A 17,297-nucleotide genomic window follows, 5' to 3' on the forward strand; every position below is an offset into this window, starting at 1 on the left:
CTTAAAAATAAACGCTTAGAAGTTCTTAAAAGAGTTAGTTTCCTAAATCAGCTTGTTCATGAAGTTAAAACGCCAATAACAGGAATAAGACTTAATTCTGAGTTACTTTTAAAACATGGCCATGATGAAGAGTTAATTACAGCACTAATGAAGTCATCGAAGAGACTGAATGACTTCTTTGAGGATATTGTTCTGATAAATAGGGGAGATAAATCTCTAAATTTTATGAGATTAAATCAATCTGAGTTTCAGGATTACTTAGATGAAATAGGCTCTGAGTTTAAAAACAAGATCGTTATAACTAACTCTATCCAAGAATCAGTAAATATTGACAAGGGTAGATTGAGAGTCGTTCTTAGAAACCTACTTAAAAATGCCATTCGATATGGGAAACGTGGGACTTTAAAAGTAGAAATGTCAGATAATATTTTGAATTTTCAAGTTCAAGATGAAGGTCCAGGAATTGACTTAAATGATAGTGGAAAAATCTTTGAAGAATTCTACCGTGCAAAATCAGCTAAGAATACATCTCCTGATGGCCTTGGAATTGGTTTATCTATTGTAAAGAATCTAGTGACTCAAATGAATGGTGAGATTGAGCTAAAGAATCCAGGAAAGGAACATGCTCTCTTTGAATTAAGGATTAAAAATGAGTCATAAAATATTAGTTATTGAAGATGATGAGAATATTCAATTAGGACTTAAAAAGGCATTAGAAGCTGAATCTTTTCTTGTTGAACAGGCATTTGATGGTGAGGATGGAGTTTATCTTGCAGGAACTGTTGCACCTGATTTAATAATTTTAGATATTATGATGCCTTTCATGAACGGTTTTGAAGTCATTTCAGAGTTAAGAGGTGAAGGAAATGAAATTCCAATAATTGTTCTTTCAGCAAGAGTTGAAACGCAAGATAAAGTCCGTGGCCTCAAATTAGGTGCGGATGACTATATGGAAAAACCTTTTGCCCTTGAAGAGTTACTTGCAAGAGTTCATCGCAAATTAGGATCTTCAATCAAAGAAGAAGTCGTATTTGGAGAGTTTCGTTACAGCCTAAAAACCTCTACCTTGAGAAAATCAGATTCAGCGATAGAGCTCTCAGGAAAAGAGATAAAGCTAATAGAGTTTCTTTTAAAACGAGATGGGCAAGTTGTTAGTAGAGATCAGATTATCTCTGCTGTTTGGGGAGTTTCTTATGATGGAACAGATCGAACAGTAGATAATTTTATATTGGGTCTTAGAAAAAAAATTGGGAAAGAGCATTTAGTAACTGTAAGGGGCCTTGGCTATCGGTTCATGACAAAACCATGACATGACCGTGAAATTGCGAGGATAGAGATATTCGATAATGGTTTTAACAATAAATCACTTATCGAGGAGATTAGAATGAAAAAGATGATTATAGTTACATTACTTGGCTTAGGGATGAGCGTATATGCTAACGGACTTGATGTTGCATACCGTTACCAAGATGCAATGGACGCTCACAAGATAGAGAAAAATACTTCAAGGGCTAAAGTTATTCTTGAAGATGTTCTTGGTAACATATCTAATGATCACCCATTATTTGAAGATATTTATAAATCCTACCTTGAGTATAATGGAATGAAAGCTAGTGATGACCTAGAAAAGGCCATTAAATTTGCAACTGGAAGAAAAGAATCAACATACTGTAAAGGTGTAGGCCTTGTTCACTCAAAACTATTCCACAATGATAATACTGAATCTACTTTAATTTTAGGTAATGGAAATAGGTCATTCTTAGATAAAGATACATATTCTGTAATGAATGAAGGAAGATGGACTTATCAAGTAGATACTGGCTATCGAGAGCCTGTAAAGAGTGAAGTATGGATTAACTCTAGTAGCGAGAATCACTATGACATTCAAGAATTAAGACAGAGAGAGAACGGTAGAGATAAAGGGAAGTACACAGCTAAATGGAGAGATGGGTCTATGTCATCATCGACAAGTTCTAATGGAAGCCCTAAAGAACCAATTCCAATGTTTTTGGGTATGGATCTTCATAGATGGGGAAATAGTGACCTTGGTTATAGAATTAACTTCAAGGTTGGAGAGTCTGATAAGACTAACTCAGGTGAAGGAACTTTTGGCCATGGGAGAATCTTATTAAGTGGTGAAAGGACTGTTAAAAAGCATTTTGAAAAGTACAGTGTAAAAGACTTTGATAATAAAGAAAGAAATTATAGTGACTGCTTCCTAGTTGAAACTAAAGTTAAGTTTGCTGGGATTGAAAGACAGAAGAAATAGTTTATAAGTATAAAGCGAGCTGTAGTGGCTCGCTTTTTCTCGAGAATCTCGATTACCAATTTAGTGACGTCAATGCATGGGCGGAGCCCAGCGGAGCAGAAAAGTTAATTAAATCTATTCTACATTTAGCAGGTGCGAAACAAAAGGTGCATGGCACCTACGTCTGGCACCTACGTCAGTTTTTGATGTGTTCAGGGCCGAGGCCTTGGTCTTGGAATTCTTTTTTGAGGTAGAGCTTTTTGATGGGGCGGCCAGCGTGGCTCTCAGAGAGTTTGTTTGAGAATTCGATGACAGCACAGACTTCGCCCTTGAATGTTCCAAATGCAAAATTTGAGAAATTGGTCTTGGTGATATGATGAATTCTGATTTCATCTTTTTTACCAAAAGCTCCTGCGAGTAAAGAGGCCCCAAGGGCAGATTGTTCAACTGGCATTGTGTCGCGTACGATTTCGTTAGCAAACTTGATTTGCTTATTATTCATCTCGACTATTTCGATACTATGATTTTTAAGAGTGAATCCATAAGGGCAGTGGAGACAATTTGTTTTACAGCAAGTTCCACGCTTTTTTAAAAAGGCCGAAGTATAGACGGTTTCTCCGGCATCATTTGTATATGTTAATTCTGAGTTATTATTATCCATTCAATTCTCTCTTTGCTTCTTCTTACTCTAACATAGTTGTTTTGAATTAGTTAGATATTACTGAATAGCTGTGCCGCTCCCTCAATCATTTTACCTTTTTTACGTATTTTAAAAGGCATATTTGTTCGTGAGGTTGAAATGATTCTGTCGATGCGAAAGAGGCGCTCGGATTCGCGAAGTTCATCCCAAGAAAGAAAATACCAGATGGGATAGATGAGGCATAGGATTTGAGGTTCTATAATCCTTTCTGTTATTTCTTCTTTTGCTGATTTGTACCTTATTTTGATTTTCATTTGATTAAAGAAACTATCTGTCAGGTCGCTGATAATATTCTTCTTTGGCGATTTGTAACCTTGGAGAGTTTCTTGGGAGGCATGGTCTCCGATAAATATACGCTTTCTGATTTTTGCGATAACTTGCTGTTGCTCTATGGGAAAGGCCGAGGAAATGCGATTTTTAATTGAGTGTATATTCTCTGTCATAAGAGGGGATTGGATCGATTCAGTGATGGCCAGAGAAACCAATAATGTAATGACCTCGGAGTTTGTCAGTTGCAAGCTATTTAATCCCCAGCGTCCCACGAGAGAGATTCCTCCACCACGCCCTTTCTCTGTTTCTATTGGTACACCTGATTCTTTAAGCTCTGCCAAGTCCCTCATGAGTGTTCGATAACTCATTCCGAGTTGGTTACATAGTCTTTCGCTGGTCCAAAAGCTCTCTGATCTTAAGCAATCAATAAGCTGTTCTTGGCGTTCTTTTTTGTCTCTTAAGCTACCTTTTCCCATATCTTCATCCTAACATGAAATATGTCATATAGTGACACATATGTCTGTAGTATGGGAAAAAAGGAGACAACTATGAAACAAGTTATTGAATTTCCCAAACCGAAGATGATTAAGACCAATTCCATTGAGCTTGAGGTTTTTGAAGCCGGAGACCCAAATAAAGGTAAGCCTATTATTCTCTGTCATGGCTGGCCCGAACATGCTTACTCTTGGCGCTATCAAATTCCTGCACTGGTTGAGGCTGGCTTTCATGTGATTGTTCCAAACCAGCGTGGTTTTGGTAATTCATCTTGTCCAAAAGATATGAATGCTTATGATATAGAGAATTTGTCTCGTGATCTAATAGGTCTTCTTGATCACTATGGTTATGACAAGGCGACTTTCGTTGGGCACGATTGGGGTGCTGGAATTATCTGGTGGCTCTCTCAACTTTATCCCCAACGAGTTGAGAGAATTATTAATATGGCCTTACCATACCAAGAAAGGGGCGAGAGACCTTGGCTTGAAATGATGGAAGAGTTTCTTGGAGAAAATTATTATTTTGTCCATTTCAAAAAGTATCCCGGAGTGGCCGATCAAATCTTGGATGAGAATACTTCACGCTTTTTACAGAATCTTTTTAGAAAGAATATTCCTCTTACTCCACTAGGTCCCGAAATGATGATGATTAAATTAGCAAAAACAGAGCAAACTGAAGGTGTTCCTATTATGAGCGAAAAGGATCTGAGTGTCTTTGTCACAGCTTTTAAAAAAACTGGCTTTGGGCCAGGTATTAACTGGTATCGAAATCTTGATCGTAATTGGCAACTACTGGCCGATGTTGATCCCATAATTAAACATCCTACACTCATGATTTATGGGACTCAAGATACTATTCCACGCTTTGAAAGACTTAAAGACTTTGTTCCTCTTGCTCAAGAGGTTAGTCTTGATTGTGGGCATTGGATTCAGCAGGAATTACCTGAGAAGACGAATGAGGTTATTTTAAGTTGGCTATGGGATGGCTAGAGTGGAAGCTTGACTATTTTTCTCTCTAGAATGGAGTGTTGGTACTAGTGTAAAATTTTTTTATAAATATAAAATAAGTGAGTTTTATGAGAGTACCAGCATTTTTGATTATGGCGCTGACTTGTACAAGTTCGTTTGCCAATCTTACAAGTTCTTCTCTTTTTAGAGAAATGAAATCTACTAACCCCGGAACCATTTCTAGTCGTACGGCCGCAACATTTTCCCTTAAGGGACAAAAAGATATCATTGATATCGAGCAAGATGTCTCTGCTAGTTATTTAGGAGCAGGTGCTAAGTACACTGGAGAAATTGACATTAATAATTTTCGTGCCTTCTATGGAGGTAAGGGTAAAGGTCTAACGACAGAACTTCTCTTTGAGCAAGGAACGGGAACACGTACAGATAAGTTTACGAGTACTACTGAAGAAACAAGCTTTTCTACCGATTCAACAGTAACAAACTTCAATGCGGCCTTTGGTCTGTGGGAAGGTTTTGGAATTGGAATCATTAAGACTTCTGTAACAGATAAACAAAGTTATAACGTCACGATTAACGGAAGTGATATCACATCGAATATGGAACTAGAGTATGATCTATCCGCTTTGAGTGCAGGGGTTGTTTATAACTTAGGTCTTGATTTTGGTTTCTTCTATCAATTAGCTAAGCTTGAGACTACTGGTGAGCCTGGCGGCGGAAGTAATGACAATGAAGATAGAGTCGGCTTTGGAGTTGGCTTTTCTACTAAGAAGTTAAGGGCCGAAGCTGGTTATGTCAGAAATGTGAAGACCAAGAATTATGGTCAAGGAGATATTGTTCCGGCCATGGCAGAATTTACAGGAGAAGTTTCTCTTGGAAAAATCAGACTAGGTTATACGGGACGTTATTTTATGGACGGATTCTTCATGTTCTCAGGAATTATTTATGATGTTCTTGCCTATAGAGGAAATAGTGAGAATCGTTTAGAGAATAGCTTCAACTTTTCATTGGGTGATGATTCTAAAGGGCATTCTTTTAGTGCTTCACTATCTATTTCAACTGTTAAATCACAACAGAAGCAAAACTATTTTGAAAATGATACTAACCTATATTCCACAGAAACTAAATCGAAGTCAGCGAGTATAAGTTACTCCTACGTGTTTTAATGATGAAGAAAGAACTTAAAAAAGAATTCAAAAGAGGTGACCATATTGTTAATGCACTGAGAGTCACAGAATCTCATTTTAATGAAGAATTAAAAGTCGGAGGTGACAATGCGAATCTTTCCAAGTTCTTTTCTCTAAAGCGCGTGGCCGCACATTACTTCAAAATCCCTCCTGGGTATCGTACTTCTGAGCCACATGCAGAAAGTCTTGAAGAAGAGTTTGTCTATGTTATCTCTGGCCAAATTGATATGTGGTTTAATGGTAAGATCAAAACATTAAAAAGTGGTGAATGCATTGGGTTTCCTGCTGGTACAGGGATTGGGCATTGCTTTATTAATAATTCAAATACTGATTGTGAGCTCTTTGTTTCAGGAGATCGAACAAAGAATGAAAATCGTTATCATTTTCACTTGGACCCAACTCTAAAAAAAGAATGTGGTGAAAAGTGGTGGGATGATATGCCTAAGCAAATCCTCGGGGGACATGATGGTCTTGCTGGAGCAGTAAAAGCAGAAGATAGAGATGAGAATATCGAAGTCTATAATGGTCATAGAAATATTCCAGAAGAAAGCTACTCATATCCTGGTGATTCTGAAACATTTTCTTATGGTGTTTGCCTCAGTCGTTATTTTGGTATGAAGAATATCGCCATTTGGCTCGAAAAACTACCGCCTGGAAAAAGAACCTCATGGCCTCATGCTCACTCCGTAGAAGAAGAGTTTGTTTTCGTTTTAAGTGGCAATCCTACTGTCTGGCTCGATGGTAATAAAGAACAACTAGAACCTTTTGATGCGGTTGATTTTAAGGCCGGCTCAGGAGTTGCACATACTCTGATAAATGAAACTCAAGAAGATATTTTTTATCTCTGTGCTGGTGAGTGTGAACCTCTTAACGATAAAATATATTATCCACAGCATCCTGCTCGTAATGAAGAAATGCGAGGAAAAGGGCTCTTGTGGATAGAGCAAACTGAATAGGAAAGGGCGAAAAGGTACGCGGGTCCTTTTCGCCTTTATAATATGTTAAACGTCTAATGTATTCATATCAATAACGAAGCGGTGAGCAGGGTTACTTGTTTGAAGCTTATCCCATGCTGCATTGATTTCTTCCGGCTTAATGATTTCACATTCTGGATGGATATTGTGTTCAGCACAGAAATCGAGAACTTCTTGAGTTTCTTTGATACCTCCAATGAGAGAGCCAGCAATTCTACGACGACCAAAAACAAGGGGCGCCGTAAATGTTTCTTCCATTGGCCCTATTTGTCCAACAACCACTAGTGTCCCATCAATATCTAAAAGTGGAGTATAAGTATTAAAGTCGTGTTTAACTGGCACTGTATCAAGAATAAAGTCAAATGATGATGTTGCATTCTTCATAGCATCGGCATCAGTTGAAGAAAGGATTCCTTTGGCACCAATTGACTTGGCCTCTGCCTCTTTTGATGTTGATCGACTAATGACTGTGACCTCTGCGCCCATGGCAACGGCCAGTTTAACCGCCATATGTCCAAGACCTCCTAGTCCTATGACACCAACTCTAGAACCCTTTGTGATATTCCACTTCTTTAATGGTGAAAAAGTAGTGATACCAGCACAAAGAATTGGTGCGGCCTTAGAGATATCTAACTTGTCTGATACTTTGAGAACAAATTCCTCTCTTACTACAATATGCTTAGAGTATCCACCTTGTGTGATCTCCTGAGTTTCTTTGTCTTTACCACCATATGTCGGTGTTAGCCCATTTCTACAATATTGTTCTTCATGATTGTGACATTGATCACAAGTCTGACAACTATCGACCATACACCCGACACCGACATTATCACCAACTTTAAAACCTTTTACTTCTGGTCCAACATCAATGACTCTTCCAATTATCTCATGTCCTGGAATGAGTGGGTAAGGTTGCTCTCCCCAGTCTCCATGAACTGTGTGAAGGTCAGAGTGACAAATACCACTATAGAGAATCTCGATAGCAACATCATTTTTTCTTAAGTCTCTTCTTTCGAAGTGATATGGTGATAGACCTGAATCTTTTGAACGTGCGGCATAACCAACAGTTTTCATATAATCTCCTTATTTTTTGATTGCCACTATCATAACCCAAATTTCCTAAAAGATTGTTAACTTTAAGTTAAAGAATTGATAACTCTAGTTTACAAATAGAGTCTGGTTTAGTTTTGGCAACTGCGTTATATTAAGAAAATGAAAATTAAATTGAGCCAACAGGGTATTGTCATAGAGATTGAGTTAGAAGATAACCCAACTTCAAGAGAGTTATTTGATCAGTTACCTTTGAAGGTTGATATTGAAGATTATGCTTCAAATGAAAAAATATTTTATCCACCCAAAAAATTATCTACAGCAGGAGCTCCGGTAGGTTACGAACCATGTGAAGGTGACATAACTTATTATTCTCCTTGGGGAAATGTGGCCATTTTTTATAAAGACTTTTCTTTTTCAAATGGCCTAATCAAGATGGGGAGAATTTCATCCGGATTAGACCACTTAAAAAGTCTGAATTATTCAGAAGTTTTAATAGAAAAGACTATGTAGCCTACGGTAAGTAAGCTCCTCCACAAACAGGGATATATGTTCCTGTTATGTGACCACTTCGCTCATCAGCTAAGAAGGCCACTCTGTATTAGCAACATCTTCAGGAACTGCAATTTTCTGTGTCGGCGTCATTGATCTAATGAACTCTTTGAACTCATCAGGTGCTTGTTTTGTTGCATCTGTTAGAACAAGTCCCGGGGCTACAATATTGGATGTAATTCCAAGTTGTCCCAACTCTTGTGCGAGATATTTGTTTAAACTATCCAGTGCACCTTTTGCCGTTCCATGAGCTATAAAAGATGGGGCAGGTGATTCTGAAAGAGTACTAGAAATGAAGATAAGTCTTCCGTAGTTTTTCTTCTTCATGCTTAAAGCAGCCTGTCTTGCCGTAACATAAGAAGCATGAACTTCATCGTTGAGTTTTTGAGAAAACTCCTCCCATGTTTGATCTAAGAATGGCTTTTGTGTGAAGTGCATATTTGCATTTGAAACAAGAATATCAACACCACCAAAATCAGCTTCGATCTTATCAAACATGATCTGAATCTGATCATCATTTCTTACATCTGCTTGGATCGGGTAAGCCTCTCCACCGTTGTCGGTAATTTCTTTGGCAAGAGCATTTGCTGCGTCGGTACTATTCACATAGTTGATGAATACTCGTTGACCTTTCGCCGCTAGTTCTTTGGCTATGGCCGCTCCAATTCCTCTTGCTCCACCAGTAATAAGTGCATTCTTCTTAGTCATTAGTCCTCCGAAATTTCTTGTTGAATCGCATTTTTGCGAAATCTGAGTTATACTATAAAACCTCAGGTTAACTTGAGGTCAAGAGGTGATTAGATGAATTCAGAAAAAGAATACTTATCTGTAGGTGAGGTATCAAAAAGAAGTGGTATAGCGGTCTCAGCTCTTCATTTCTACGAGACTAAAGGTCTACTTAGAACAGTTCGCAATGCAGGCAACCAAAGACGAATTCATCGTCGTGAGCTAAGACTTTTAAGTTATATTAAAGTCGCTCAAAAAATTGGACTCACTTTAGAAGAGATTAAAGAAGCTTTTAGCTCTATTGAAAATAAAGAACACCTCACTGCAAAAGAATGGAAGAAATTGGGGCAAAGTTGGGATAGAGTTTTAACAGAGAGATTAGAGTTAATACAAAGAATGAAGTCTCAATTAAGTCTTTGTATTGGTTGTGGGTGTCTATCGTTAAAGATTGTCCTTTGAGAAATCCAAATGATGAACTAGCTGCTAAAGGTAGTGGGGCACATTTTTTATAAATTTTAAATTGTTCTAACTCAATGTAATTGTTCTATATATTGATTTAATTTCTGTTTATAGTTAAAAGTTGTTAACTTTGTTTGCTATTGATCTCATTATGAGTTAGCCTAAGAGAGTCGAAAATTCCTTTATAGCTCAATAGCTAGTCATTCTTGGTATATAAATTTCTTTTTGATCACTACTTAAGCTTTCTATTGAAAGTCTTATGTTGGTTATTAAGTTTCGCATAAAAATTGAGCACGATCTTGTGCCGGAAGAATATTTCTTCCATATAATACAACAGCTTTTTTTGTCGCTGTTGTAGATGATTTACCTTGGAGGTAAAAATGAATGCAAAAATTTACGTAGGAAATCTTTCATATAATATTGAAAATTCTGATCTTGAAAATCTCTTCTCTGAAGTAGGGAGTGTTGTTAATGTAAATGTTGTAAGAGACAGAGATACTGGTCGTGCAAGAGGATTTGGATTTGTAGAAATGCAATCTAAAGATGATGCGGACAAGGCAATTAATGACTTACACCAGAGAGATTTTATGGGACGTGCTCTCGTCGTAAACATGGCAAGAGCAGAAAGAAGTGAAACTAATTATCGCTTCTAGTTTATGAATACCAGGCGTCTCCATTAGGCGGCGCTTTTAATCTTATTCATATACAAAGGAGTTATTATGTTAGATTTTAAAATAGAGGAGAAAGAGTTAAATACAGTTTATTCTCTAGAGTTTGGTAAGGGCAAAGTAATTGGTGTCTATAAACTATATGATGGTATTGAAGATCATATTGGAATAAAATTTAAGGATCATCCCAGACTTAAATATTTTTCAGTACGTTCTGCCAACAAGTTCAGATTAAGTTCTAGTTTAACGGTGTTAAATCAAGCACTCGTAGACTTAGGACGTAAGATTCATAGTGAAGACTTCAGTTTTGATTTAAGAAACTATAGTCACTATGTTGAAAGTTTAGATATTCTCTTCGTTATTAATTCCATCGCCCATTTAATATCTCAGGATAGATTGTCAGAAGAAAGCAAGAGGATGTTAACTCTTTGTATAGATAGTCTTGTTTTAGAAGTTTCTCATGCTTATAATACTTCTGAGCGTAAAGCTAAGGGGATTGTTAAAGACCACATGAGGTGCGCTTAAATAATTGATTGATTATAAGGGATTGGTCACTTGAAGAAGATCATCGTCATAGGTGTAACAGGTAGTGGTAAAACAACATTTGCTGGAAAGCTTGCAAAAAAGCTGGGGTGCCAACACATTTCCCTTGATGAACTCTTTTGGCTCGCTGATTGGAATATGACTCCCGATAAGGAGTTCTTTGAAAAAATTGACCAGGCCACAAAGTCTGAGTCTTGGGTTCTCGATGGCAATTACGGCAGAACCAATCATATCTCATGGCCTAAGGCCGATACAATTATTTGGATTGATCTTCCTTTTTGGTTAACATTCTATCAAAATCTTTCTCGTTCGATCTACCGCGCAGTCACAGGAGTTGAGCTTTGGAAGGGTACGGGAAATCGCGAGTCATTTCTAAGAATGTTTTCTAAAGACTCCATTGTCCTTTGGCTTTTCAAGACCTATAAACCGCATAAAAAGAGAATCGAAGACCGAATGGGTTCTGCTGAATATTCTCATTTGACTTTTCATCGACTAAAGTCTCGCCGTGAGGTTCATGAATTTTTATTAGAACATAATGAGTTTTGCTAATCCAAGAAAGGCAAAGAAGCCTACAATATCGGTAATCGTTGTTAAGAGAACTGTACTAGCTATAGCAGGGTCAATATCAAGCTTTTCAAGGAGTAGGGGGATTAAAGATCCAAATAGTCCTGCGAAGAGAAGATTGATAATGATCGCCAGGGCGATAACGATACCAAGTGTTGGAAGTTGGAACCAGGCGTAAGCGAGAACACCGACAACAAATGCGAAGAGAAGTCCGTTAATTAAAGAGAGAAGAACCTCTTTCTTTATTGTGTCTAGCGCATCTTCAGAGCTAATCTCTCCAATTGAAAGCTGACGAACGGTAACCGTTAAACTCTGTGTTCCAGCATTTCCACCCATTGAAGCGATAATTGGCATGAGGATGGCCAGTGAAACAAAGGCCTGTATAGTTGAATCAAAATAAGAGATAACGTAAGAGGCCGCGATGGCCGTCATTAAGTTAATCATTAGCCAAAAGGCCCTCGTCTTAATGACTGGCATTAACTTTTCAGCATCTTCGGCCTCTGCATTTACCCCGGCCATGTGATAGATATCATCTGTAGCAAGTTCTTCGATAATGTCATAAACATCATCGGAAGTGATCCTACCAACAAGATTATTATAGTCATCGACAATTGGAATAACTGAGAGGTTGTAGTCACTCACCATTTCAACTACTTTCTCAATTTCTTCGTTGTGGTTGGCCACGGTTTTAGAAGTATTGAAATCACCATGATCTAAGAAGGACTGATAAGTCTCATCTTTATTTGAAATGATGAGTTCTTCTAATCCAATAGAGCAGATGAACTTTCCTTTAAGGTCAGTGACAAAGACGTGGTAGATATTATCAATTTGATTCGTTCGTTTGAGAGTTTTTAAACGATCAATAGATTTCCACACATGCTCATCAATGGAAGCGCTGAAGAGCTCGGACTGCATGTGTGCACCGGCCACATCGTCATCATATGAGATAAGCTTTTCAATAACCTTACGCTCTTCACTTTGAAACTCTTGAAGAATATCTGAGGCCTTGTCTTCATCATTATCACTGATATTTCTGATGAACTCAGCAGCATCATCGGAGTCCATTTCCTCGGCAATCGAGGCCATTTCCTTTGGTGCGATGAAGTCAGATACTTCCTCTTGAACGTAGTCAGGAAGTTCGGCGACGGTTTCAGCAAGAATAGGTCTAGGAACTTTCAGTAGAAGATCTTGGAAGATCGTCTGATCTTCTTCTCTAATTTCTAATAGGAGCTCTTTTAAGTCGTGTATTTCAAGTTCATGATTAATAACTTGGTCTAATTTCGACTGAAAATTCTCTTCTAATGATAATTCTGGCTTAGCGCTCATTCTATTCTCGGGTAAATAAGGTATTGATTTTCCTTATTTTAAGTGATCCCTAGACTAAAGTAAACGTGAGAATCTTTCCACCTTAACTAAAGTGAGAATTCTACTTCCATCGCCACATGGTCAGAACTTTTTATTTGATGGAGTGAGTTCGCTTCTTTTAAGTTGAGGCCTCTATAGAAAATATGATCTAGTGCTAGACCCATAACTTTCTTACGCGTGTCTGGAGTAAAGCGAACAGGAGAGAGCTTTAAGGACTTTGTTAGATTGTACAGAGCAATCATGCGTCCAGAAGACCAAGTATTAAAATCTCCGGCCAAGATAACGGGGCCATGATGCTTTTGAATTTCTTCTCTTACTTGGGAGAGTTGATTTGTAAAAGCGAGCTTTCTAACAAAATTTATCCCATGAATATTAACGACAAGTAGGTGGGCTTCGGTTTCACCTAATTCATTCGCAATTCTATATTTTGTATATAGTGAGACCTTAGGAGTTTTAATTATTGGCTCAAAATCATGAGTCACACGATATATCTTTTCAATATTGTTGGCCTTAGAAAGAGTTGCGAGACCAGTTAGAGAGTTGTCTTCGAGGTACTCGAAAGAAAAGGCATAAATACTCTCATAGCGATCCATTTGTGTGAGTTGCTTTTCAACCTCACTCTTGGTTTGAATCTCTTGAAGTGTTAGGAGGTCGTAGTTCTCTTTGATTTTTGCAAAATCAGAGGCCCAAAGGCTTTTTGCTCCTTTATAAATATTCCAGTTAAGTAATTTGATGCTCTTTGCATCGAGTGAATGATTTTGAGCAACACCGCTATGTTTCAAGGCCTGGTCTGGACTTGGGATTCTTATCTCAGGTATTAAGGCGAGGCACTGCTGAGAGAGTAGTAGGGCCATGATTGAAGTGAGAATACGTTGTCGAAGTGTTGTCATGGAGAAAATTTAGCTTAAATGATCATCAAAATCTAGCAAAATGGCCAAATAATATATTTTTTCTATCATAGTCTTGACGATGGAAAAAGTCATATTAGCTTGTAATTATAGGTAGTTATTAACTTTATTTGATCAGGAGTGATTATGGAATTCAAAGAGAGATTTTATGAATTAGTTGGTAATCAGTCGGAAATGATGAGGGATATACTTCTTATCTTAACGGCACCAGTGATTTACTTTCAATTTATCCCTGCGCTACTCATTGATTTTACAGTGAGTCTTTATCAGCAGATTTGCTTTCCCGTTTATGGTTTAGAGAAGGTTAATCGGTCGGATTATATCAAGTTTGATCGTCATTACTTGAAGCATCTTAGTGGAGTAAAGAAGTTAAATTGTCTCTACTGTAGTTACTTTAACGGGGTCATTTCTTATGTTCGAGAAGTTGCGGCCAGGACTGAGGTTTACTGGTGTCCACTGAAAAACTTGGCGAGAAAGTCACCCCATAAATATTATAAGAACTTTGCTTCGAGAGATAATCCTACTGAATTTAATGAGAAATATAATCAAAGTAAATTGTAAGAAAGGGGACTTCGAGTCCCCTTAAAAATATAGCATTGCCGTTAATTTCAGCTTTCGCTCTTCGTCTTTAGTTCCATTGACATTGGTACTATCACCAAGGATAAACTCTGCTCCAAAGAGAAAGTCCTTAACTTGCTTTGTTAATGAAGCATAGTAATAAAGGAGCTCAAAGTCTCCAGACTCTGATCGAGATTGGCGATTAATTCCTAACATAAATATTTCCTTACTTAGAAATTGGTAACCAAGCACTGCCTCAACACCATCTGAGTGAACAAAACGATTATTGGTTGGGTTGAGTTCTAGATCCTTTGCTCTTGCATAGAGTCCATTGAGAAAGAAATTATTGTAGTTTAACTTAAATCCGTAAGTGATAGAGAGTTGAGATTCACTGTCCCCATCATTATCAAACATTAGATTGATAGCAGATATACCGAATGTGTAGTTCTTCGTTTTGTACTGGATTGAACCTGATTGAACTTGTTTGTAGACAAGAGTTGAATCAGCTGTACCATCACCATCAAAGTCATATTCAACTTCTTCTTTTCCTGTTAGTTTAGTCTGTAGACCAAAATGAAAGTTCTTGTACTTAAATCTTGCTTGAACGACTTCCGAAGCTCTATAAGTTCCATCAGTTTCTCCTGTGGCCGTATAAACAGAAGAAGCACGTGCACCATCTGTCAAAAAGAGATCGGTATATTCGGCCACATCATAGAATGTTGACCACATTTTTCCCGCTGCGAGAGTAAAGTCCCCACGCTTGATCCAAAGGTAGCCAAGTCTATTCCCAAAAGGACCGTCATTGGCGATGACATCAAATTGCTTTCCATTAAAGTTTGAAGAGCCAAAGCCACTATTATTCTTATTAGAACTTATGGACCATTCTCCTCTAAGCCCAACAATCCAGTTTTCAAAAATATCTTTTCTCTTATATTTGATTCCAAAACGTGAGGAGTTGTCTCCAAGGCCTTGAGAGCCTTGTTCAAAATCAAGTGTTGAAACAAGAGCAATTTTTCCATAGAGGGAGAAGTCTTTAATGTTGATACCATGGGCACTTACACAAAGGAGTGACCCAAGAAGAAGTAGTGAAATCCTTTTCATCTTAAACTCGCTTTTTATATTGTCTATAAAAATGGTAACACAATTTATTTATTGAATAAATCTTATCTTTTCAGGAAGAAAATTCGTTTTGCTTGATAAGCGATAGCAAACCATAACAGAAAAGGTAAAGAGTGGCTGATAAGGACATGGTGTAGATCATGTGAGGCACAACTTAGTTTAAGACTTAGCATAGAACTAAAAAGAACAAGGTATTGCACCATTTGTTTAAGATATTGTTTATGTGAGACATTCTTAAAATATTTAATTCCAATGTAGAGTGGAATTAATATGAGAAATTGTAGAACTATATATTGTGCACATTGGGAATTTGAATGCATGGAATTCAAACTAAGAGAAGTGATAAGATCAATGCACATGAGAAGAGAAATAAATATCAGCGCCAGGCCATTGGATTTTCCAAAAACCTTTCCTCGAATTCTGAGGTGGTTACTTAGGAGAATAAAGAAGAGTAGGCAGGCGAGTACAGATATTACAAGATAGCTATAAGTTGATAGCTTTGCGAGCACTTCAGAGGGTACGATGACCATAAAGTGCTTCGTCAAAAACAAATTGAGTATTGTGAAAGAAATTAATGCCAGTAAAATGCCTAGCTGTTTCATCTCATCCTCTAGGGTAGTGTTGGTATTTTAAACAACTCTGTAATTCTATCTTCTTTTGTTTCTAAAGTCTTTAAAAATGCTATGATATCAGCTCGATCTAACTGAGAGAGATCTTCCCCTAATTGTACCTTTCCCATAATGTGGATTGCCTTGTCGAGATCTTTAACACTTCCATCGTGAAAGTATGGTGAAGTCATGGTGACATTTCGAAGAGGTGGGACCTTGAAGAACTCTTTATCGTCCTCATCTTTCGTATGATTGAATCGACCAAGATCTCTTTTTGTCGATTTAGTATATTTATATGGATCTTCAACAAGCCCAAATTTCTGATACATCTGTCCTCCTACAAGAGAAGAGCCATGGCAAGATGAGCAGCCAATCTCCATAAACTTCTTAAGCCCTCTTTTCTCTACCGTGCTTAGGACTTGCACATCTCCACTTAAGTAATCATCAAAGCGACTCGCTCCAACCAGAGTTCTTTCAAATGCACCAATTGCTGTCGTTGCTAATTTTAACGCTTGGTCTCCCGATAACTTTTGAATGTCTTTTCCAAAAGCTTCTTTGAAACTAGCCTGATATGAGTTTTCAATAAGCTTCTCTTTCACTTGTTGGGAGCTTTTTAAGTTATAGGCAATTGGAACAAAGAATGATCGCTCCGCTTGATGCTCTACTGAGTTTCTGTTCCCATCCCAATGTTGAGATATTTGAGCTGCCGTATTTATCAGGGTCTGGGCATTTCGTGGAGCGCTCTTTCCACTTTCTCCGATTGACTTGTTAAGACCATCCGTGAAATGTAACTGAGGAAGGTGACACTTTGAGCAACTGACTGTTCCGCTCTTACTTAATCGTGTATCGTAGAAAAGTTGATGGCCTAGGTTGATAACTTTATCGTTTGGTCTCTCTTTTCCAAAGTAACTCACTTCATTTAGACCTGCACCAAAATCTTCTCTTGCCTGCTCTAAGAGTTTTACTTCACGACTATGTTTCTGATCTTGTTTCGTGCTTGAGCAAGATATAAGAATAAGAAATATTGCTGTATAGAAAATTTTCATCTAGTCTCCTAATATTGGGGTTATACTAAGACATACGTTTTCTAAGAAAAAAAGTTACAAATGTTTGATAAAAAAAGATCTAAATGGTGTGAGATAATAGAAAAAGCTCGTGATAACAACGATCTAGATAGTCTATTTAAGAGTGTGAAAAATGATATTTATCGCTTAGCACCTTCGACATTTTCTCTATTAGACCCAGCTGATCAAGAAGATCTTCTTCAGGAGATTTATATAGCTCTTTTTAAAAATATTAATTCATTTGATGCTGATCTTGGTTGTCGAAGCTGGCTTG

At 37.6% G+C, this 17,297-nt stretch carries 21 protein-coding genes; 13 read left to right on the top strand and 8 right to left on the bottom strand.

What is annotated here, in order from left to right:
- The 3 genes from M901_RS04795 to M901_RS04805 form a co-directional block, all read left to right on the top strand.
- The coding region (locus M901_RS04795; RefSeq protein ID WP_021277072.1) for a HAMP domain-containing sensor histidine kinase at nucleotides 1–660 on the top strand (660 nt) is incomplete at its 5' end.
- The gene (locus M901_RS04800) at nucleotides 650–1,309 is read left to right on the top strand and encodes a response regulator transcription factor (protein WP_021277066.1); all 660 of its coding nucleotides are present in this window, start codon (nucleotides 650–652) and stop codon (nucleotides 1,307–1,309) included. The genes M901_RS04795 and M901_RS04800, both read left to right, overlap by 11 nt.
- Before the next feature lie 75 nt (nucleotides 1,310–1,384).
- Nucleotides 1,385–2,269, top strand: a complete 885-nt coding sequence (locus M901_RS04805; protein WP_021277064.1) for a hypothetical protein — start codon at nucleotides 1,385–1,387, stop codon at nucleotides 2,267–2,269.
- Between the two features lie 175 nt (nucleotides 2,270–2,444).
- On the opposite strand, the gene M901_RS04810 is transcribed toward M901_RS04805, so the two are convergent.
- Together M901_RS04810 and M901_RS04815 are read right to left on the bottom strand one after the other, a co-directional pair.
- Nucleotides 2,445–2,909, bottom strand: coding sequence for a DUF5522 domain-containing protein (locus M901_RS04810; RefSeq protein ID WP_021277063.1), 465 nt, complete (start codon nucleotides 2,907–2,909; stop codon nucleotides 2,445–2,447).
- A gap of 50 nt (nucleotides 2,910–2,959) precedes the next feature.
- Nucleotides 2,960–3,694, bottom strand: coding sequence for a YafY family protein (locus M901_RS04815; protein ID WP_021277068.1), 735 nt, complete (start codon nucleotides 3,692–3,694; stop codon nucleotides 2,960–2,962).
- A gap of 72 nt (nucleotides 3,695–3,766) precedes the next feature.
- On the opposite strand from M901_RS04815, the gene M901_RS04820 reads away from it, so the two are divergent.
- From M901_RS04820 to M901_RS16275, 3 genes are all read left to right on the top strand, one after another.
- Entirely contained in the window at nucleotides 3,767–4,702 is a 936-nt protein-coding gene (locus tag M901_RS04820) for an alpha/beta fold hydrolase (protein ID WP_021277058.1), read from the top strand.
- Between the two features lie 86 nt (nucleotides 4,703–4,788).
- Nucleotides 4,789–5,844, top strand: a complete 1,056-nt coding sequence (locus tag M901_RS04825) for a hypothetical protein (protein ID WP_021277070.1) — start codon at nucleotides 4,789–4,791, stop codon at nucleotides 5,842–5,844.
- A gap of 2 nt (nucleotides 5,845–5,846) precedes the next feature.
- The gene (locus tag M901_RS16275) at nucleotides 5,847–6,821 is read left to right on the top strand and encodes a cupin domain-containing protein (protein WP_198295344.1); all 975 of its coding nucleotides are present in this window, start codon (nucleotides 5,847–5,849) and stop codon (nucleotides 6,819–6,821) included.
- Between the two features lie 45 nt (nucleotides 6,822–6,866).
- Here M901_RS16275 and M901_RS04835 read toward each other — a convergent pair whose 3' ends face one another.
- Nucleotides 6,867–7,913: an NAD(P)-dependent alcohol dehydrogenase gene (locus M901_RS04835; RefSeq protein ID WP_021277075.1), complete on the bottom strand. Its 1,047-nt coding sequence runs from the start codon at nucleotides 7,911–7,913 to the stop codon at nucleotides 6,867–6,869.
- 138 nt (nucleotides 7,914–8,051) lie between these two features.
- Here M901_RS04835 and M901_RS04840 point away from each other — a divergent pair, with 138 nt between their 5' ends.
- On the top strand, nucleotides 8,052–8,402 hold the full coding sequence (locus tag M901_RS04840; RefSeq protein WP_021277071.1) for a cyclophilin-like fold protein: 351 nt from the start codon (nucleotides 8,052–8,054) through the stop codon (nucleotides 8,400–8,402).
- A 69-nt stretch (nucleotides 8,403–8,471) separates the two neighbouring features.
- Here the strand turns inward: M901_RS04840 and M901_RS04845 are convergent, their stop codons facing one another.
- Nucleotides 8,472–9,149, bottom strand: a complete 678-nt coding sequence (locus M901_RS04845) for an SDR family oxidoreductase (protein ID WP_021277057.1) — start codon at nucleotides 9,147–9,149, stop codon at nucleotides 8,472–8,474.
- Nucleotides 9,150–9,242: 93 nt separating this feature from the next.
- Here M901_RS04845 and soxR point away from each other — a divergent pair, with 93 nt between their 5' ends.
- The 4 genes from soxR (at nucleotide 9,243) to M901_RS04865 (ending at nucleotide 11,386) form a co-directional block, all read left to right on the top strand.
- Complete coding sequence (soxR, locus tag M901_RS04850; protein ID WP_021277065.1) at nucleotides 9,243–9,626, top strand: redox-sensitive transcriptional activator SoxR; 384 nt, start codon at nucleotides 9,243–9,245, stop codon at nucleotides 9,624–9,626.
- Between the two features lie 380 nt (nucleotides 9,627–10,006).
- Nucleotides 10,007–10,279: a hypothetical protein gene (locus M901_RS04855; RefSeq protein WP_021277055.1), complete on the top strand. Its 273-nt coding sequence runs from the start codon at nucleotides 10,007–10,009 to the stop codon at nucleotides 10,277–10,279.
- 66 nt (nucleotides 10,280–10,345) lie between these two features.
- Entirely contained in the window at nucleotides 10,346–10,819 is a 474-nt protein-coding gene (locus tag M901_RS04860) for a hypothetical protein (RefSeq protein WP_021277067.1), read from the top strand.
- Between the two features lie 30 nt (nucleotides 10,820–10,849).
- Complete coding sequence (locus M901_RS04865; RefSeq protein ID WP_021277076.1) at nucleotides 10,850–11,386, top strand: AAA family ATPase; 537 nt, start codon at nucleotides 10,850–10,852, stop codon at nucleotides 11,384–11,386.
- On the opposite strand, the gene mgtE is transcribed toward M901_RS04865, so the two are convergent.
- Together mgtE and M901_RS04875 are read right to left on the bottom strand one after the other, a co-directional pair.
- Nucleotides 11,363–12,727, bottom strand: coding sequence for a magnesium transporter (gene mgtE / locus M901_RS04870; protein ID WP_021277074.1), 1,365 nt, complete (start codon nucleotides 12,725–12,727; stop codon nucleotides 11,363–11,365). The genes M901_RS04865 and mgtE overlap by 24 nt on opposite strands.
- Nucleotides 12,728–12,813: 86 nt before the next feature.
- The gene (locus M901_RS04875) at nucleotides 12,814–13,656 is read right to left on the bottom strand and encodes an endonuclease/exonuclease/phosphatase family protein (protein WP_021277059.1); all 843 of its coding nucleotides are present in this window, start codon (nucleotides 13,654–13,656) and stop codon (nucleotides 12,814–12,816) included.
- A 144-nt stretch (nucleotides 13,657–13,800) separates the two neighbouring features.
- Between M901_RS04875 and M901_RS04880 the strand changes: the two genes are divergently transcribed.
- Entirely contained in the window at nucleotides 13,801–14,235 is a 435-nt protein-coding gene (locus M901_RS04880; protein ID WP_021277073.1) for a hypothetical protein, read from the top strand.
- A 21-nt stretch (nucleotides 14,236–14,256) separates the two neighbouring features.
- Here M901_RS04880 and M901_RS04885 read toward each other — a convergent pair whose 3' ends face one another.
- Both M901_RS04885 and M901_RS04895 read right to left on the bottom strand, forming a co-directional pair.
- On the bottom strand, nucleotides 14,257–15,333 hold the full coding sequence (locus tag M901_RS04885; protein ID WP_021277056.1) for a porin: 1,077 nt from the start codon (nucleotides 15,331–15,333) through the stop codon (nucleotides 14,257–14,259).
- Nucleotides 15,334–15,961: 628 nt separating this feature from the next.
- Nucleotides 15,962–17,005 (bottom strand): cytochrome-c peroxidase, encoded by a 1,044-nt coding sequence (locus M901_RS04895; protein ID WP_021277060.1) that lies wholly within the window; start codon nucleotides 17,003–17,005, stop codon nucleotides 15,962–15,964.
- 60 nt (nucleotides 17,006–17,065) lie between these two features.
- Between M901_RS04895 and M901_RS04900 the strand changes: the two genes are divergently transcribed.
- Nucleotides 17,066–17,297 (top strand): sigma factor (locus tag M901_RS04900; protein WP_021277069.1); only part of this gene is annotated, 232 nt, incomplete at its 3' end.

The sequence above is a fragment of the Bacteriovorax sp. DB6_IX genome (assembly GCF_000447775.1).
Taxonomy (GTDB): Bacteria; Bdellovibrionota; Bacteriovoracia; order Bacteriovoracales; family Bacteriovoracaceae; genus Halobacteriovorax_A.

Excerpts from the sequence above, each read along its gene's own strand:
- M901_RS04800 (WP_021277066.1), top strand. The coding sequence starts at position 650 with ATGAGTCATAAAATATTAGTTATTGAAGATGATGAGAATATTCAATTA.
- M901_RS04805 (WP_021277064.1), top strand. The coding sequence starts at position 1,385 with ATGAAAAAGATGATTATAGTTACATTACTTGGCTTAGGGATGAGCGTA.
- M901_RS04810 (WP_021277063.1), bottom strand. The coding sequence starts at position 2,909 with ATGGATAATAATAACTCAGAATTAACATATACAAATGATGCCGGAGAA.
- M901_RS04815 (WP_021277068.1), bottom strand. The coding sequence starts at position 3,694 with ATGGGAAAAGGTAGCTTAAGAGACAAAAAAGAACGCCAAGAACAGCTT.
- M901_RS04820 (WP_021277058.1), top strand. The coding sequence starts at position 3,767 with ATGAAACAAGTTATTGAATTTCCCAAACCGAAGATGATTAAGACCAAT.
- M901_RS04825 (WP_021277070.1), top strand. The coding sequence starts at position 4,789 with ATGAGAGTACCAGCATTTTTGATTATGGCGCTGACTTGTACAAGTTCG.
- M901_RS16275 (WP_198295344.1), top strand. The coding sequence starts at position 5,847 with ATGAAGAAAGAACTTAAAAAAGAATTCAAAAGAGGTGACCATATTGTT.
- M901_RS04835 (WP_021277075.1), bottom strand. The coding sequence starts at position 7,913 with ATGAAAACTGTTGGTTATGCCGCACGTTCAAAAGATTCAGGTCTATCA.
- M901_RS04840 (WP_021277071.1), top strand. The coding sequence starts at position 8,052 with ATGAAAATTAAATTGAGCCAACAGGGTATTGTCATAGAGATTGAGTTA.
- M901_RS04845 (WP_021277057.1), bottom strand. The coding sequence starts at position 9,149 with ATGACTAAGAAGAATGCACTTATTACTGGTGGAGCAAGAGGAATTGGA.
- soxR (WP_021277065.1), top strand. The coding sequence starts at position 9,243 with ATGAATTCAGAAAAAGAATACTTATCTGTAGGTGAGGTATCAAAAAGA.
- M901_RS04855 (WP_021277055.1), top strand. The coding sequence starts at position 10,007 with ATGAATGCAAAAATTTACGTAGGAAATCTTTCATATAATATTGAAAAT.
- M901_RS04860 (WP_021277067.1), top strand. The coding sequence starts at position 10,346 with ATGTTAGATTTTAAAATAGAGGAGAAAGAGTTAAATACAGTTTATTCT.
- mgtE (WP_021277074.1), bottom strand. The coding sequence starts at position 12,727 with ATGAGCGCTAAGCCAGAATTATCATTAGAAGAGAATTTTCAGTCGAAA.
- M901_RS04875 (WP_021277059.1), bottom strand. The coding sequence starts at position 13,656 with ATGACAACACTTCGACAACGTATTCTCACTTCAATCATGGCCCTACTA.
- M901_RS04880 (WP_021277073.1), top strand. The coding sequence starts at position 13,801 with ATGGAATTCAAAGAGAGATTTTATGAATTAGTTGGTAATCAGTCGGAA.
- M901_RS04885 (WP_021277056.1), bottom strand. The coding sequence starts at position 15,333 with ATGAAAAGGATTTCACTACTTCTTCTTGGGTCACTCCTTTGTGTAAGT.
- M901_RS04895 (WP_021277060.1), bottom strand. The coding sequence starts at position 17,005 with ATGAAAATTTTCTATACAGCAATATTTCTTATTCTTATATCTTGCTCA.